Origin of the sequence: Corynebacterium tuberculostearicum (genome assembly GCF_016894265.1) — a bacterium.
Lineage (GTDB): Bacteria > Actinomycetota > Actinomycetes > Mycobacteriales > Mycobacteriaceae > Corynebacterium > Corynebacterium tuberculostearicum_D.
This window is the reverse complement of sequence record NZ_CP069791.1, coordinates 2,072,235-2,086,872: the sequence shown is the minus strand read 5'-3', so window position 1 is coordinate 2,086,872 and position 14,638 is coordinate 2,072,235. Positions and strand designations below refer to the sequence as shown.

Genomic DNA, 14,638 nt, shown 5'->3' with positions numbered 1-14,638 from the left:
CCGGATGGTTGCTTTTGTTCTTCAGTCACGCTTTTACCGTAGCACTTTCAGTAGACTGTCCTCTATGCTGCGCTTAGCTTTTGCCACCGGCACAGAGCCTGGAAAGTGGTTCCGCCGATTCGAGGAAAATACTGCTCATGGTGGCTTGTACACCGTTGATGCGGACGATGCGCTTGCCCCGCTGGTAGCCGGCGAGGTGGACCTAGCTCTTGCGCGCTTGCCGGATGCGCGGGTGGATGACACCTTTCATGTGGTGCGACTTTATAAAGAGGCCCCTGGCATTGCCGTTCCCAAAGACTCGGTCTATGCGGAGGTGGGCGAGGAGCTTGCGCTTGCCGACGTCGCCGATGAACACCTCAACTACCGCCTCGCCGATTCCGGGCTTGTCGATGTCCCCGCCGTCCGCGACGCCTTGCAGGTAGTGGCGGCCAATGTGGGTATCGCGATTGCGCCGCGGCCCCTGCTGAAGGTCCTGAGTAAAAAGCAGGTGGTGCCGTTGGGCCTTAAGGACGAGTCCGTGCCGGTGACGGAGATTGCATTGGTGTGGCGCAAGGACGATGACGGGGAAGCAATTCAGGACTTCGTGGGCGTCGCTAAGGGCCGCACGGCCCGTTCCTCCCGCCAAGAGAAGCCGAAACGCAGCGCCAGGGAAAAGGCGAAGGCGAAGCAAGCGCGGAGAAACGTTAACAATTCGTTACAAAAGAAAAAGAAGGCCCCTAAGCAGCGCAAACGTAGGTAGGCCTTTACTGTTTGCTGTCTACTTCCTGTCTGAGCGGGTGGCGCCAGCTGGGAGTCGTCGTTACGGTGGGCTTTGTTCGTCATAAAGGACGATTTAACAATAAATTTAGGATTAACTTACTTTCTCGATGAAAGGATGATGCAGTAATGCAGAAGATGACCCGTCGTATCGCAGGTGGCTTTGCAGCCGCAACCCTGTCCGTAGCTCTCGTAGCATGCTCCGATGCTGAGGATGCAGCTAACGACGCTAAGGATTCCGCCGGCTCCGTAGCAGCAGACGCTACCGACGCTGCTGGCTCCGCTGCTGCTGAGGCTACTTCCAATGATGACGCTGATGACGCGGACGATTCTGAGGATGCAGAAGCATCTGACTCTGAAGATGCCGACGACAAGGATGACGCTGACGACAAGGGCGGCGCTACCAAGTCCATCGCTACCGCTAACGGTGACGTAGATGTTCCGGCTGATTTCGCTTCCGCTATTGAAGAGAAGAAGGCTGAGTGGGGCGACGTAAAGAGCATCGAGCAGGGTGACGACGATGAGTTCCTCGCTAACTTCGATAACGGCAACCTGCTGACCTTCGGCGACGATGAGGGCGCTCAGCCTATCGTCGGCAAGATTGCTGAAACCTGGAAGGAGCAGGGCGGCTTGGACTCTGAGGTAGGCCTGCCTAAGGCTGCTGAGGAAAAGGCTGCTCAGGGCAAGGGCTGGACCCAGCAGTTCGACGATGGCGTTATCTCCTGGATCCAGGACGAGAGCGGCAAGTTCACCTCTTCCGTAGAGAAGTAAAAAGCTACTTTAGAGCTTTTCCCTCTGCAGCATGTGCTGCGGAGGGATTTTTCGTTTTCTTAATGTTCATCTTGCACCCATGTAATTTCAACCTTCGGTGCCTACTTTGGGTGGCAACCCCGGGGATTCGGGGTGATTCGGAAGAAGTCTGATCTACCGCACACTAAGGGAGAACCCTGCCATCATGTCTCGTCCCTCTGTACTTTCTACTCCGCTAGCCACTACTGATAACACCGCCGCTACCAAGACCTATGTAGTGGATACCTCGGTCTTGCTGTCTGACCCTTGGGCCCTGCGCAAATTTGCAGAACACGATGTGGTCCTTCCCGTTGTAGTTATTTCTGAACTGGAAGGAAAACGTCATCACCCAGAGCTTGGCTGGTTCGCCCGCCAAGCTCTTCGCTTTTTGGAGGAGCTGCGCGCTACCTATGAGGCCTTAGACCAGCCGGTTCCCGTCAACGTCGATGGCGGCACCCTGCGCGTGGAATTGAACCATCAAGACCAATCCTTGCTGCCTACCGCATTCCGCGGGCCAGAAGGCGACCACCGCATCTTGGCGTGCGCTCTTAACCTTGCACACGAGGGGAAGGACACCGTGCTGGTCACGAAGGACGTTCCCCTGCGCGTAAAGGCCGGCGCGGTTGGCGTGCAGGCGGATGAATATCACGCCCAGGACGTAGTCTTGACCGGTTATACCGGAATGGCGACGGTACAAACCAGCTCTGATGTCATCGATGCCCTCTATCGTGATGGGGAAGTCATGCTAGACGGCGTCGAAACGGAAAAGGGTACCGCCGTGGAGGAGCTGCCAGTGCACTGCGGCTTGACCTTGGCGGCAGGTGCGCAATCCGCGCTGGGGCGCATGAGTGCTGATGGCGTGGTCGAGCTCGTACGTGGTGATATCAATGCCTTTGGCCTCCAGGGACGCTCCGCGGAGCAGCGTATTGCTTTGGACCTGCTGATGGACCCAAACGTAGGAATTGTCTCCATCGGTGGCCGCGCCGGCACCGGCAAGTCGGCACTTGCGCTGTGCGCCGGTTTGGAGGCGGTGCTCGAGCGCGGCGAGCACCGGCGCATTGTGGTCTTCCGCCCAATGTATGCGGTTGGCGGGCAGTCGCTGGGATACCTACCGGGCACGGAATCGGACAAGATGAACCCGTGGGCGCAGGCGGTCTATGACACCTTGGAGGGCTTGGTGTCTGACAACGTCATGGAAGAGGTGCACGAACGCGGCCTCATCGAGGTCTTGCCGCTAACGCATATTCGCGGTCGCTCGCTGCATGATGCTTTTGTCATCGTGGATGAGGCGCAGTCCTTGGAGCGAAACGTCTTGCTTACTGTGCTTTCCCGGTTGGGGAAGGGCTCGCGAGTAGTTCTTACTCACGATGTGGCGCAGCGCGATAACCTTCGCGTGGGCCGGCACGACGGAGTCCAAGCAGTGATTGAAAAGCTCAAGGGGCACGAGCTTTTTGCACATATTACTCTGCAACGTTCTGAGCGCTCGGCCATTGCGGAGCTCGTTACTGACCTATTGGAAGGCGGCAACTAGGCCAAGTTCGTTCGCGTTGGGTGATCTTTATGTGTACAGCGTGGCGAAGCTGGGCATGTCCCAGTAATAATGTTGTATATGAGCGAGAACGCCAAGCAGACGTCTTCGGACGACAAGAAGAAAGATTTCCGCATCCGCCCCTTCACCGCGGCGGATTACCCGCAGATGCGAGAGATCTATGAACAGGGGCTCAATACTGGGCACGCTACCTATGAGACCCGATCCCTGACCTTTGAAGAATTCAAAGCCGGCAAGATCATGCCTTCGGTGTATGTGGCCGTTGAAGCAGATGATGATTCAAAGGTCCTGGGGTGGGTTTCTGCGGCCCCTGTATCTACCCGCACCGTCTTCCACGGAGTAGTGGAGGATTCCATCTACCTAGGCACCGAGGCGCAGGGCCGCGGTATCGGCGGCGCACTTTTGGACCGCCTGATTGAGGTGTGTCAAGACCTGCACAAGTGGGCCATCCACTCATGGATTTTCCCTGAAAATGCAGGTTCTGCGGGGCTGCATAAGTCGCGCGGCTTCGTGAAAGTGGGTACCTACTCGCACATGGCAAAGATGACCTACGGCGAGCTTGCGGGCCAGTGGCGCGACACCGACGTATATGAGCTGCTTTTGCCCAAGCCGGAGGAAAAGAAGCGGTAGCTTCCCCGGCGCATACTAGCCCCTGCTCGTACCACACTCGTGGTAACGATGGCAGGGGCTTTTTGTTTAGGCCTTAGAACCAGGGGAGCGGCAATAAAAATGCCCCGCCTAGGGCGGGGCATATCGGCCCACCGTGCGCGCGGGCTTGCGCCACACCTCGATGGGGCCGGCCTGGATTTGCAACGCCGCTTGGAGGGCGCCGGGGCATATCCAAGGGCGGATTCTATGGGGGCGTCGGCAAGCGGGAATGCATCGCGCAGGGCATGCAGCTCCCGGCTAGTGGCCTGTATTTCTGCAGGTGAAGGTGATATTAGTCAATCGTTTCCTTCAGTCGCTCCTCGCGCAGTGGCAGGAGGAGGATGAGGGCGACGATAACCAGCGGAACCATGAGGGCGATGACCGGGGTCAGTCCGTCATTGTAGGAGTTGAGGATGGCTTCCTCGATGGGCTTGGGGAAGGATGCAACCAAATCCGGGGTGAGGCTATTGGCACCGCCATTGGCATCGCCAAACTTCTCCGCGTAGGCAGCACCCTCCGGTCCCATCTTCTGGAAAGCCTCAGGCATGCGGGTGGCCATCTCATCCTGCATATTGTGGATGAACATGGAGCCGACCAGGGAAGCGCCGAGGGCGGAGCCGATCTGGCGGAAGAAGTTATTCGCCGCGGTAGCCGTACCCACCTGGGACAGCGGGAAGGAGTTCTGGACGATGAGCACGAGGACCTGGATAACCATGCCCAGACCGATGCCGAAGACCAGGAACTCGCAGCCCAACTGCTTCAGGGAAGTCTCCACGGAGAGGTGGGACATCCAGAACAGGGCGCCGGCGGTAATCGCCAGGCCGATGATGGGGTAGACCTTGTAGTGGCCGGTGCGGGCGATAATGAAGCCTACGCCGGTGGAGGTGCCGATAAGGCCCACCATCATTGGGATCATCATGAGACCCGCCTTGGTTGGGGTCAGGGTGTGCACCATCTGCAGGTAGGTAGGCATGTAGCCCAGAACACCGAACATTGCCAGGCCAAGTACCACGCCGGAGAGGGTGGTCAGGGCCATGTTGCGGTTCTTGAACAGGCGAACCGGGATGAGCGGTTCCTTAGCGCGCAACTCCACAAAGACGGTGATGATGGCGCCGATGATGGTGATGGCACCCAAGGTGAGGATCATGGAAGAGCCCCACTCGTACTCGGTGCCGCCCCAGGTGGTCATGAGGATAAGGGAAGCGGTGGTGATGGCGATGAAGGTGGCGCCAAGCCAGTCAAAGCGCTTCATATCGGCATCACCCACGCGCAGGTGCAGCACTAGGGTGCACACGATAATGGCGAGGATGCCCAGCGGGATATTCATCCACATGCCCCAGCGCCAGCCTGGGCCGTCGGTGAACCAGCCGCCGAGGACGGGGCCGAGAACCGAGGACAGGCCGAAGACGCCGCCCATGATGCCCATGAACTTGCCGCGTTCACGGGAGGAGGTGACCTCGGCGATGATGGACTGGGAGGAAATCATCATAAAACCTGCGCCAAAGCCCTGCACGGCGCGGGCGATGATCAGCAGCGTCATGGAGTTAGCAAAGCCGCCGAGGGTAGAGCCCACGACGAAGGTGGCGATACCACCGATGTAGAGCCACTTGCGGCCTAGCATGTCACCCAGCTTGCCGGAAATAGGCATGGCGATGGTCATGGTGACAAGGAAGGCGGAGATGACCCAGCTCATGTGGTCGACGCCGCCAAGCTCACCAACGATGGTTGGAAGAGCAGAAGAGAAGATCATTTGGCCCAAAGAGCTCATCAGCATGGTGAGCATCAAAGCCGAGAAGATAAGCCCGAGGTTATCGGCTCGGGATTGGCCCTGCGAGGGGGCTTTAGTAGCCGTATCTACCATCGCATTCCTTTCATAAAATCTGTTATTAGCGTGAGGGAAGTATCGAGTCGCGCGTGGAGGTCCTTGCTGCAATCCGCGTCGGGGGATGCCATCGCAAGCCAAAGTGCTTCGCGGACGAGGCCGGCGATGAGCATCGCCTCGGTGCTCGAGGAGCAGTTATCGAGGACGCGAAGCTCCGGTTCTGTGGTGAGGCGTTCTTCAATGAGATCGATAAGCTCAATGGATTTTGCCCGCTTCCGGCTTATTGCCGCCGCGGCCGCATCAGGATCATTAGAGATGCGCTTGCGGCGGTCCCGGATGGTCGGGTTGATGTGGTGGCCTTCCATATGCTGCCTGACCAACTGGAGGACGAGTCCTACCATGCTGGTCGTTGGCTCAGTGAGGAAGAATTCCCGCATCTCTTCCGTAAACTCGGTGCTTGGAGCACCTAGTACGGCGGATTCCTTAGAGTCGAAGTAATTGAAGAAGGTGCGCCGAGAAATACCGGCTACTTCGCAGATCCTCTCAATCGTGACCGCGCTAAAGGATTGTTCATCCACCAGCTTCGTGGCGGCATCCTCAATGCGCAGGCGCGTCTCGAGGCGCTTCTGCTCGCGTAGTGATAATTCTTCTTGCACGCCATGCAACTTTACACTCGGTGCAAACTTGCACCAAGTGCAAAAGTGGTGATTTTAGAGGTGCGTTTCCTCTAATGTGTGCTATGCCATAGCGCTTGCCGACGCCCCCTTACCCCAGGCATGCGAAACCCCGCCCGAGTCCTGCCCGGGCGGGGGTGGCGGTGCGGCGAGTACTTAGAAGTTATCGCGGTCGCGGTTAGTCATGCTCAGCACGTTGAGGCGCTTATCCAGCTCTTCCTCGGTGAGGTTTTCGCCGTCGACGAAGCCCAAGTCAATAACGGCCTGACGGACGGTGATCTTCTCGTGCAGGGCGTGCTTTGCTGCCTTAGCTGCGTTCTCGTAGCCGATGGCAGAGTTGAGCGGGGTCACGATGGAGGTGGACGACTCCGCAAAGTGCTTCATGCGCTCCTCGTTGGCCTCGATGTGATCGATGCACTTATCGGCGAAGACGCGGGAAGCATTAGCCAGCAGGCGAGCGGACTCGAGTACGTTGCGCGCCATCATCGGGATGAAGACGTTGAGCTCGAAGTGGCCCTGGGCGCCGCCGAAGGCTACGGCTGCGTCGTTGCCCACCACCTGGCCCGCCACCATGGTGACGGCCTCAGGGATAACCGGGTTGACCTTACCCGGCATGATGGAGGAACCCGGCTGCAGGTCCTTCAGGTGAATCTCGGCCAGACCAGTCAGCGGGCCGGAGCCCATCATGCGCAGGTCATTGGCAATCTTATTGAGGGATACAGCAATCGAGCGCATGGCGCCGGAGAACTCCACCAAGCCATCGCGGGCTGCCTGGGCCTCGAAGTGATTTTCTGCTTCCTTCAGTTCCTTCACGCCGGTGAGCTTCTTCAGCTCTTCGGTGACCTTGGCACCAAAGTCTGCGGAGGTGTTCAGGCCGGTACCGGTGGCGGTGCCGCCGATGGCCAGCTCGCCCAAGCGTGGCAGGGTGGCCTCAATGCGTTCAATGCCCAGCTCGATCTGGCGGGCGTAGCCGCCGAATTCCTGGCCCAGGGTAACCGGGGTGGCATCCATCAGGTGGGTGCGGCCGGCCTTGACCACATCGGCGAATTCCTTGGCCTTCTTGGTCAAGGATTCGTGGAGGACCTTCAGACCCGGGATGAGGTCATTAACGGCAGCTTCCGTAGCAGCCACGTGCGTAGCGGTGGGGAAGGTGTCATTAGAGGACTGGCCCATGTTCACGTGGTCATTCGGGTGAATTTCCACGCCATTGTTATGTGCCAAGGAGGCGATAACCTCATTGGTATTCATATTGGACGAGGTGCCGGAACCGGTCTGGAATACGTCGATTGGGAAGGCGTCGTTATGCTTGCCCTCGGCGATTTCAGTGGCGGCAGCAATGATGGCATCGGCCTTATCCGCATCCAGCTTGCCGGAAGCCTTATTTGCCTGAGCGCAGGCTGCCTTGAGCAGGCCAAGGGCGCGAATCTGTGCATTTTCCAGGCCACGGCCGGAAATCGGGAAGTTGTCCACTGCGCGCTGGGTTTGTGCACGCCACAGGGCATCTGCAGGAACCTTAACTTCGCCCATGGTGTCATGTTCAATGCGGTATTCAGTCATGTGAAGATCACCTCAGTTAATTGGGTAGTGTGTGCTTTCCAGTATGGCGGAGATCTAAAAGAAGGGCCGCCTTCGGGGGTGAACCCTACTTCTTGGTTGGCGTGTTGTAGTCCACGACGGAATACTCCTGCAGCTTGGACAGCTTGTGGATGGAGTCGATGTAGCGGATGGTGCCGGACTTGGAGCGCATAACCAGCGAGCGGGTCGTAGCACCGGAATTACGGTAGGAAACACCACGCAACATGTCACCATTGGTCACGCCGGTGGCGGCGAAGTAGCAGTTCTCAGAGGAGACCAGATCAGTAGTGGTGAGAACGCGGTCCAAATCGTGGCCGGCGGCGCGGGCCTTTTCTGCTTCCTCTTCATCCTTCGGCCACAGCTTGCCTTGGATTTCGCCGCCCATGCAGCGCATAGCGCAGGCGGTGATGATGCCCTCTGGGGTGCCGCCGATGCCCATCATCATGTCGATGGAGTTCGAATCCTGGCAGGTGGCGATGGCGCCAGCCACGTCACCATCCATGATGAGGCGCACCTTGGCGCCTGCGGCGCGAATTTCAGAGATGAGCTGTTCGTGACGAGGACGGTCAAGGACCACCACCGTCAGATCGGAGGGGCGAATATTCTTCGCCTTTGCCACGGACTGGATATTCCATTCCACGGACTCGTTGATATCGATAGCGCCAACTGCCTCGGGGCCAACGGCAATCTTTTCCATGTAGAAGACTGCGGAAGGGTCATACATGGTCCCGCGTTCGGCAGCCGCAATGACAGAAATGGCGTTGGGGCGGCCTTCCGCCATCAAGCGGGTACCGTCGACCGGGTCTACGGCGATATCCATGGCGGCACCCTCGCCGGTGCCTACCTCTTCGCCGTTAAAGAGCATGGGGGCCTCATCCTTTTCGCCCTCACCAATGACAACGACGCCGTTCATCGCTACGGAATTGATGAGCTTGCGCATGGCGTCGACCGCCGCGCCATCGCCCTCATTCTTCTGGCCGCGGCCTACCCAACGGCCGGAAGCGAGTGCTGCTGCCTCGGTGACACGAACCAGTTCCATTGCCAGGTTGCGGTCAGGAAGATAAGACGTATTTTCGGACATGTGTAGTGGTTGCCTTCCATAGTTTTCTCATCGAGGGGTGTTCCCCTTGATGCTCTACCTTTCCATTCTCGCACTTTTTTGCTCTAATGGGTTCGATTTTGCGCCCCATTTGTGGGGGATTGACAGATCTTTCGGAGCAAAAGGGGCCGTGTGGCTTTTTGAAAGCAGGCCGTGCGATACTAAGGCGCGTGGCTGCAGAAGAAAGACCAAAGATTTTTGAAGGCGCGAAGGATATTTCCCTGTCCCTCGCCGTCGTGGTGATTATGATGCTGCTCGCCGTGGGAGCGACCGGCCTGTGCTCAATTAACTCCGAAACCCAGCAGGGAGCGGTGCAGGAAGTGGATGAACAAACCTTCCTAGACACCCAGGCTCGCGCAGGGGTCGGTGCTATTCGCAATCCCGAAATGCCGGAGGGCTGGGAGGCCAATGCTGCCCGCCGCGTAGATATGGGCGGCGAGAATGCCACCGTGGTCAGCTGGGTGACCGCTGACCAAGGGTTTGTGGAGTCTACACAAACGCAGGTCGCGGCCGATAAGGCAGGCGAGGCGTACGATGCCAACTACCGCGGCATTGAATCCGCCCGCGAGGTCAAGGGCCACCAAGTGCGGGTGCTAGAAAGCGACGATGATTCCGTGCGCCGCCTGTGGGTTACGGATTTGGGCGATGCCCGTCTCATCATCTCCGGCGCCGCGGACGACAGTGACTTTGAGGCTGCTACCGCTGCGTTTATCGACGCCGCACCTATAGCCGAAAAATAACCTCGCCCAAGCCTTCTTCCGCGGCGGTGGCGCTAAGACCGTCGCCGGCTTGGGCGATAACTTCAGCTAGGGCCTGCGAATCTAGGCCGCTGAGGCGTGTTTTTCCTGCAAAGACATCGATGCGCTCGCGCTGCGAGCGCTGCGGATAAATGGCAATCTCGCGTACTTTGTCGTCCGTAAAGCGCAGCACCACAGATTGGGAGAAGTAGCTCACCTCATTATCGTCGCGGGTGTGCGCAGGGCCGAAGAATTCTTCTACGAATTCTCGGGAGTCTCCCGCCATGATGGAACCGGCGGCCGCGGATTTCGATACAAAGTCCACGCGCTCGCCTGGATACCCATAAATCTGCACTACTCGTCTCCTTCAGCGTCTGCGTCCTCGGCCCGATCGAGCGCGTCTTCCACACGCTTCGCCGCGCCGTCGAGGTGCGCCTCGCACGCACGGGCAAGCGCCTCCCCGCGCTCCCAGTATTTCAGCGACTCATCCAAGCCCATTTGTCCGAGCTCGAGAATCTTGACGGTTTCAATGAGTTCATCGCGAGCTTGCTCATAGCTCAATTCTTCTACTGGGGTAAAAGCATCCTGGCCTGGCTGGCCGGTACCAATGGTGTCCTCGGACATGATTTTCTCCTCGTCTGGTGATTAATCGGCGGCCTGGGAGGCCATAGAAACTGCGGTAATAGATCCATCGCCTACGCGAATGCGCAACTGTGCGCCGGGTGGGGATTGCTTATAAGAGGTGACGACCTCGGGCCCGGAGCCGTCCTTGGGCACTACCTGGACGATGGAGTACCCGCGGGCGAGAGTCGCCGACGGACCCAAGGCCGAAACGCGGGCGCGCAGCGATTCCACGTGGCGGGTTTCTCGCTCCACCATGACTTCAATTTCTCGCCGCATGGTGGCGCGGGTGCGCTCTACCTCTTCGCGGCGCGCACGGATAGGGGTCATTGGGTCCGCCATGACAGGCCGGGAACGAATATTGTCGAGGCCGCGCCGTTCCCTTTCCACCCAGCCGCGCAGCGCGGCCGCCATGCGAGAGCGAGCCTCTGCGACGATGGCGCGCTCCTCTGTCACAGAGGGCACGACGCGCTTGGCGGCGTCGGTAGGCGTCGCAGCGCGCAGGTCGGCGACGTTATCGAGCACCGGGCTGTCCGGCTCATGGCCAATGGCAGAGACTACCGGGGTGCCGGCCGCAGCCACTGCGCGTTGCAGTGCTTCTTCCGAGAAAGGCAGCAGATCTTCCACGGAGCCGCCGCCACGGGCGATGATGATGACGTCGACTTCAGGATCCGCATCAAGCTGCTGGAGCGCATCAATAACCTCAGGCACGGTATTCGCACCCTGGACCGCGGTATTGAGGACGCGGAACTGCACCGCTGGCCAGCGGTCATGGGCTACCGCCATCACATCCCGCTCTGCAGCCGAGCCGCGGCCGGTAATCAGCCCAATTTTGTGTGGCAGGTAGGGGAGGGGCCGCTTGCGTGCGGGATCGAAAAGGCCTTCAGTAGCCAGCTGTTGGCGCAGCTTTTCAATGCGAGCAAGCAGATCGCCAATGCCTACATGACGAATTTCGGTGGTCCACAGCGAAAAGGAACCGCGTCCCGCGTAAAAGGCTGGCTTGCCATGGACAATGACGCGGTCGCCGTCTTTTAGTGGCGCCGATAATGACTGCAGCATCGATGATGGGCAGGTTAACTGCACGGACTTTTCCTGCTGTACGTCACGCAGCGTGAGGTAGGACAGCTTCCAGGTGGGCTTGAAGTTAATTTGGGTCAACTGACCCTCTACCCACAGGTAACCCAGGCGCTCGATCCAGCCCTTGACTTGGTCATTGACCTTGCCAACGGGCCAGGGAGTATCCGGTGTATTTGCCGGTTGATTCACACAGCCTCCCTTTCTTCAGTCTGCCGTGTTCTTCCGTCTAGTTTAGGGGCCAGCGCAGTTGATTGTCCCGCTCGGGGTAGCCAGAAAGGTGACGTTAGGCCCCACTATTGTTTTGCGTAGTGTTTCGATACTCTGGGAGCCATGACTGATGGTAAAAATGTTCTCCTCGCGGCCCCGCGCGGATACTGCGCAGGCGTGGACCGCGCGGTCGAGACCGTAGAAAAGGCGCTGGAAAAGTACGGCGCGCCCATTTATGTACGCAAACAAATCGTGCACAACCGTTACGTCGTAGAATCTCTGGCAGACCGCGGCGTCATCTTCGTCGACGAGGCCTCTGAGGCACCAGAAGGCGCCCACCTAGTCTTCTCCGCCCACGGTATTTCCCCTGCCGTGCGCGCAGAGGCAACGCAGCGCAAGCAGCTTACTTTGGATGCCACCTGCCCATTGGTAACCAAGGTGCATAAGGAAGCCCAGCGCTTCCAGCGCGATGGCTACCACATCCTCTTGGTTGGCCACGAAGGCCACGAAGAAGTAGAAGGCACTGCCGGCGAAGCACCTGAGGTCACCCACCTCGTGGACGGTGTCGAGGGCGTCGCCAAGTTGCCAGATTTCTTGCAGGATGAGAAGCTTATTTGGCTGTCCCAGACCACGCTATCGGTGGATGAGACCATCACCATTGTCAATAAGCTGCGCGAGCGCTTCCCACACCTGGAGAACCCGCCTTCAGACGATATTTGCTACGCCACCCAAAACCGCCAAGAATCCGTCAAGGCCATTGCGCCACAGTGCGACCTGATGATTGTGGTGGGCTCTAAGAACTCCTCCAACTCGGTGCGCTTGGTTGAGGTGGCGCTGGAGGCAGGCGCCAAGGCTTCCCACCTCGTGGATTTTGCCAAGGAAATCGACGAAGCCTGGCTGGAAGGCGTCCAGACCGTCGGCGTAACCTGCGGTGCTTCGGTACCTGAGTTGCTGGTACGCGAAGTACTGGAGTTCCTAGACGAGCGCGGTTATAGCGACGTAGAGCAGGTAACTACCTCTACCGAGACGATTACCTTCGCCCTGCCGCGCGACCTGCGCCCAGCACGCACCTAAGTAGCGTTCGCCTATACGGCGGTGAAAACGAAAGAAAGGCCCGGAAACGGGCCTTTCTTTTTGCTTTAATCCTCGTCGTAGAGGTTATCGTCCCAGCCTTGCTTAGGCTGTTCCTTCTCCTGCTGAGACGCCGGGACGGAATCGCCAGCGCGCCGGGCTGGATCCGGGCGCAGCGGATTGTCGCGTTCCTCTTGTTGCATTCGGCGGCGCTCTTCACGGTCGCGCCCACGCAGGCGATCCTTGGGCGCGGGGCGTGACTTCTTTAACGTGTGCGAGGCGCGGGCGCGCTGCGGTGCGGCTTGAGACTGCTTGGAGTTCTTTGCCGGCTTATCGCGCGCCATCAAGTCTGCAACCGATAGGCGTTCCTCGCGGTTGCGTCGGTCTTGTTCGGCGTCGGCACGGCGGGAAGCGGTTTCCATTTCGGCGGTGCGCTTGGCCGTCTTGCGATAGCGTGCCCAGCGCAGCCAGGCGATGATTGCCGCACCCACGAAGGCAATGAGGAGCCACAGGAACCTCTGGACAAGGGGGAACGCCGCGGTGACGATCGCCGTCTTGGAAAACGCCGATGCGCCGTCTGGCAAGTTGGCCTTGGTGATAAAGAAACCGGCCACGCCCACCGTTATGGCATACACAATGGGGATAGAAGCCACGGTGAGGAAGAGGCCGCGTTCTTCTACGATGAGCGCCACCAGCAGCGAGCCGATGACAAGGAACGCGAGGTAAGCCCACCCGATGGAACCCATCAGGATGGAAATCAACGCGCCCGTGAGCAAGAGTGCCGCGAGCAGCCCAAGGCCCTTGCCCAGTGTGATGCTGGGGAGACCGGAGCTTTGGGCGGCGGAGGACTTTCTTTGCTTGGCTTGTGACACGTCGGAAGATCCTACCGGTTGCCGCCGGCCCATGGCTATTTCCACGCACGAAAGCGGCGGATTTATAGTGCCGAATTCCCGCGCGGCCAGGTATCAATAGGCAAGGGCTCCCGCGGGGTGCGATCCGTGCGGCCGGGGATATCCATCTCATGCAATTTGCGGGCGGTCACGCCCACGCGGGAATCAAGCGAAGAAAGCGTGGCATTATAAGCCTCGACTGCTTTCTCCAGGTTATGGCCCACCTTGCTGTAGTGATCAGAAAGCGTATTCAGGCGCGTATACAGTTCGCGCCCTAAGCGCTGGACCTCCTTAGCCTTGGCGGAGATATCTTCTTGGTGCCAGCCCATGGCCACCGTGCGCAAGAGGGCAAAAAGCGAGCTGGGGGTGGCAATGACTACATTGCGTTCAAAGGCGTACTCGATAAGTTCTGGATCCACCGATAGCGCGGCATCAAGGAAGGGGTCTGCGGGAACGAAGGGGATGACGAACTCGGGCGTTGGTTGAAACGCCTCAATGTAGTCCTTCTGCGATAGTGCTTGGACGTGGCCGCGCATTAAATGCGCGTGGCGGCGGAGGAAGCCGGCGTGCTCTTCTGGGTCATCGGTTTCTAGGGCGTCAAGGTAAGAGGTAAAAGGAACCTTGGCATCGACGATGATGTGGCGGCCACCGGCCAAATTGATGAGCATGTCAGGGCGGACGATGCGCCCGCCTAATGGGGCGGAGACCTGGCAATCAAAGTCCACGTGTTTGGTCATACCGCCTAGCTCCACCACGCGCTCTAATTGCACCTCGCCCCAACGGCCACGCACATTGGGTGAGCGCAAAGCGGTTACTAGTTTGTCGGTGCGTTCGGTCAGGCGGGAGGAGGTGCGGGTCACCGCCTGCACCTGGCTGGAGAGGGAGGCGAGCAGCGCGGTGCGGTCTTCCTCAATTTCTTGGAGCTGAAATCCCAAGCGGTCCATGGCCTTTTCTAGCGGTTGGAGTTCGGCTTGGCGGCGCTGCGAGTCTTGTAGCGCGCGGTGCTCGGCGCTCGGCGCGGAGCGCGTAGCGGAGTAAGAATGGGCCAGCCAGCCCATTACCGCGCCGAGGATGAGGCCGATAAAAAGTAGCAGCACGGGCAAAGTGGAAGTCATGACTTCCA

General features: G+C 59.0%; 15 protein-coding genes. 6 read left to right on the top strand and 9 right to left on the bottom strand.

Features of this window, described 5'->3' with window-relative positions; genetic code table 11:
* Nucleotides 1-64: 64 nt before the first annotated feature.
* The 4 genes from I6J28_RS09950 to I6J28_RS09935 all read left to right on the top strand — a co-directional run bounded on the left by I6J28_RS09950 (nucleotide 65) and on the right by I6J28_RS09935 (nucleotide 3,724).
* Nucleotides 65-739: a LysR family transcriptional regulator substrate-binding protein gene (locus tag I6J28_RS09950; RefSeq protein ID WP_204609636.1), complete on the top strand. Its 675-nt coding sequence runs from the start codon at nucleotides 65-67 to the stop codon at nucleotides 737-739.
* A gap of 146 nt (nucleotides 740-885) precedes the next feature.
* Complete coding sequence (locus tag I6J28_RS09945; protein WP_204609634.1) at nucleotides 886-1,527, top strand: LGFP repeat-containing protein; 642 nt, start codon at nucleotides 886-888, stop codon at nucleotides 1,525-1,527.
* Between the two features lie 184 nt (nucleotides 1,528-1,711).
* Nucleotides 1,712-3,076, top strand: a complete 1,365-nt coding sequence (locus I6J28_RS09940) for a PhoH family protein (RefSeq protein ID WP_204609632.1) — start codon at nucleotides 1,712-1,714, stop codon at nucleotides 3,074-3,076.
* A 78-nt stretch (nucleotides 3,077-3,154) separates the two neighbouring features.
* Complete coding sequence (locus tag I6J28_RS09935) at nucleotides 3,155-3,724, top strand: GNAT family N-acetyltransferase (RefSeq protein WP_239228015.1); 570 nt, start codon at nucleotides 3,155-3,157, stop codon at nucleotides 3,722-3,724.
* A 310-nt stretch (nucleotides 3,725-4,034) separates the two neighbouring features.
* Here I6J28_RS09935 and I6J28_RS09930 read toward each other — a convergent pair whose 3' ends face one another.
* The 4 genes from I6J28_RS09930 to glpX all read right to left on the bottom strand — a co-directional run bounded on the left by I6J28_RS09930 (nucleotide 4,035) and on the right by glpX (nucleotide 8,894).
* Nucleotides 4,035-5,603: an MDR family MFS transporter gene (locus I6J28_RS09930; protein WP_204609628.1), complete on the bottom strand. Its 1,569-nt coding sequence runs from the start codon at nucleotides 5,601-5,603 to the stop codon at nucleotides 4,035-4,037.
* On the bottom strand, nucleotides 5,597-6,220 hold the full coding sequence (locus I6J28_RS09925) for a TetR/AcrR family transcriptional regulator (protein WP_204609626.1): 624 nt from the start codon (nucleotides 6,218-6,220) through the stop codon (nucleotides 5,597-5,599). Before I6J28_RS09925 ends, I6J28_RS09930 begins: the two co-directional genes overlap by 7 nt.
* A gap of 174 nt (nucleotides 6,221-6,394) precedes the next feature.
* Entirely contained in the window at nucleotides 6,395-7,795 is a 1,401-nt protein-coding gene (locus tag I6J28_RS09920) for a class II fumarate hydratase (protein ID WP_204609624.1), read from the bottom strand.
* An 85-nt stretch (nucleotides 7,796-7,880) separates the two neighbouring features.
* Nucleotides 7,881-8,894: a class II fructose-bisphosphatase gene (gene glpX, locus I6J28_RS09915; protein WP_204609622.1), complete on the bottom strand. Its 1,014-nt coding sequence runs from the start codon at nucleotides 8,892-8,894 to the stop codon at nucleotides 7,881-7,883.
* 188 nt (nucleotides 8,895-9,082) lie between these two features.
* Here glpX and I6J28_RS09910 point away from each other — a divergent pair, with 188 nt between their 5' ends.
* A complete protein-coding gene (locus I6J28_RS09910) occupies nucleotides 9,083-9,652 on the top strand; it encodes a DUF4245 domain-containing protein (protein WP_200435108.1) in 570 nt (189 codons plus the stop codon).
* Here I6J28_RS09910 and I6J28_RS09905 read toward each other — a convergent pair.
* From I6J28_RS09905 to xseA, 3 genes are read right to left on the bottom strand one after another with little or no spacing between them, the layout of a single operon-like run.
* Nucleotides 9,636-10,004 (bottom strand): hypothetical protein, encoded by a 369-nt coding sequence (locus I6J28_RS09905; protein WP_204609621.1) that lies wholly within the window; start codon nucleotides 10,002-10,004, stop codon nucleotides 9,636-9,638. The genes I6J28_RS09910 and I6J28_RS09905 overlap by 17 nt on opposite strands.
* Nucleotides 10,004-10,273 (bottom strand): exodeoxyribonuclease VII small subunit, encoded by a 270-nt coding sequence (locus tag I6J28_RS09900; RefSeq protein WP_204609618.1) that lies wholly within the window; start codon nucleotides 10,271-10,273, stop codon nucleotides 10,004-10,006. Before I6J28_RS09900 ends, I6J28_RS09905 begins: the two co-directional genes overlap by 1 nt.
* A gap of 21 nt (nucleotides 10,274-10,294) precedes the next feature.
* A complete protein-coding gene (xseA, locus tag I6J28_RS09895; protein WP_204609616.1) occupies nucleotides 10,295-11,536 on the bottom strand; it encodes an exodeoxyribonuclease VII large subunit in 1,242 nt (413 codons plus the stop codon).
* Nucleotides 11,537-11,677: 141 nt separating this feature from the next.
* Here xseA and I6J28_RS09890 point away from each other — a divergent pair, with 141 nt between their 5' ends.
* The gene (locus I6J28_RS09890; protein WP_204609614.1) at nucleotides 11,678-12,628 is read left to right on the top strand and encodes a 4-hydroxy-3-methylbut-2-enyl diphosphate reductase; all 951 of its coding nucleotides are present in this window, start codon (nucleotides 11,678-11,680) and stop codon (nucleotides 12,626-12,628) included.
* Nucleotides 12,629-12,693: 65 nt separating this feature from the next.
* Here I6J28_RS09890 and I6J28_RS09885 read toward each other — a convergent pair whose 3' ends face one another.
* Entirely contained in the window at nucleotides 12,694-13,497 is an 804-nt protein-coding gene (locus tag I6J28_RS09885) for a DUF6542 domain-containing protein (RefSeq protein WP_239228023.1), read from the bottom strand.
* Between the two features lie 62 nt (nucleotides 13,498-13,559).
* Nucleotides 13,560-14,630: a DNA recombination protein RmuC gene (locus tag I6J28_RS09880; protein ID WP_204609610.1), complete on the bottom strand. Its 1,071-nt coding sequence runs from the start codon at nucleotides 14,628-14,630 to the stop codon at nucleotides 13,560-13,562.
* Nucleotides 14,631-14,638: the final 8 nt, after the last annotated feature.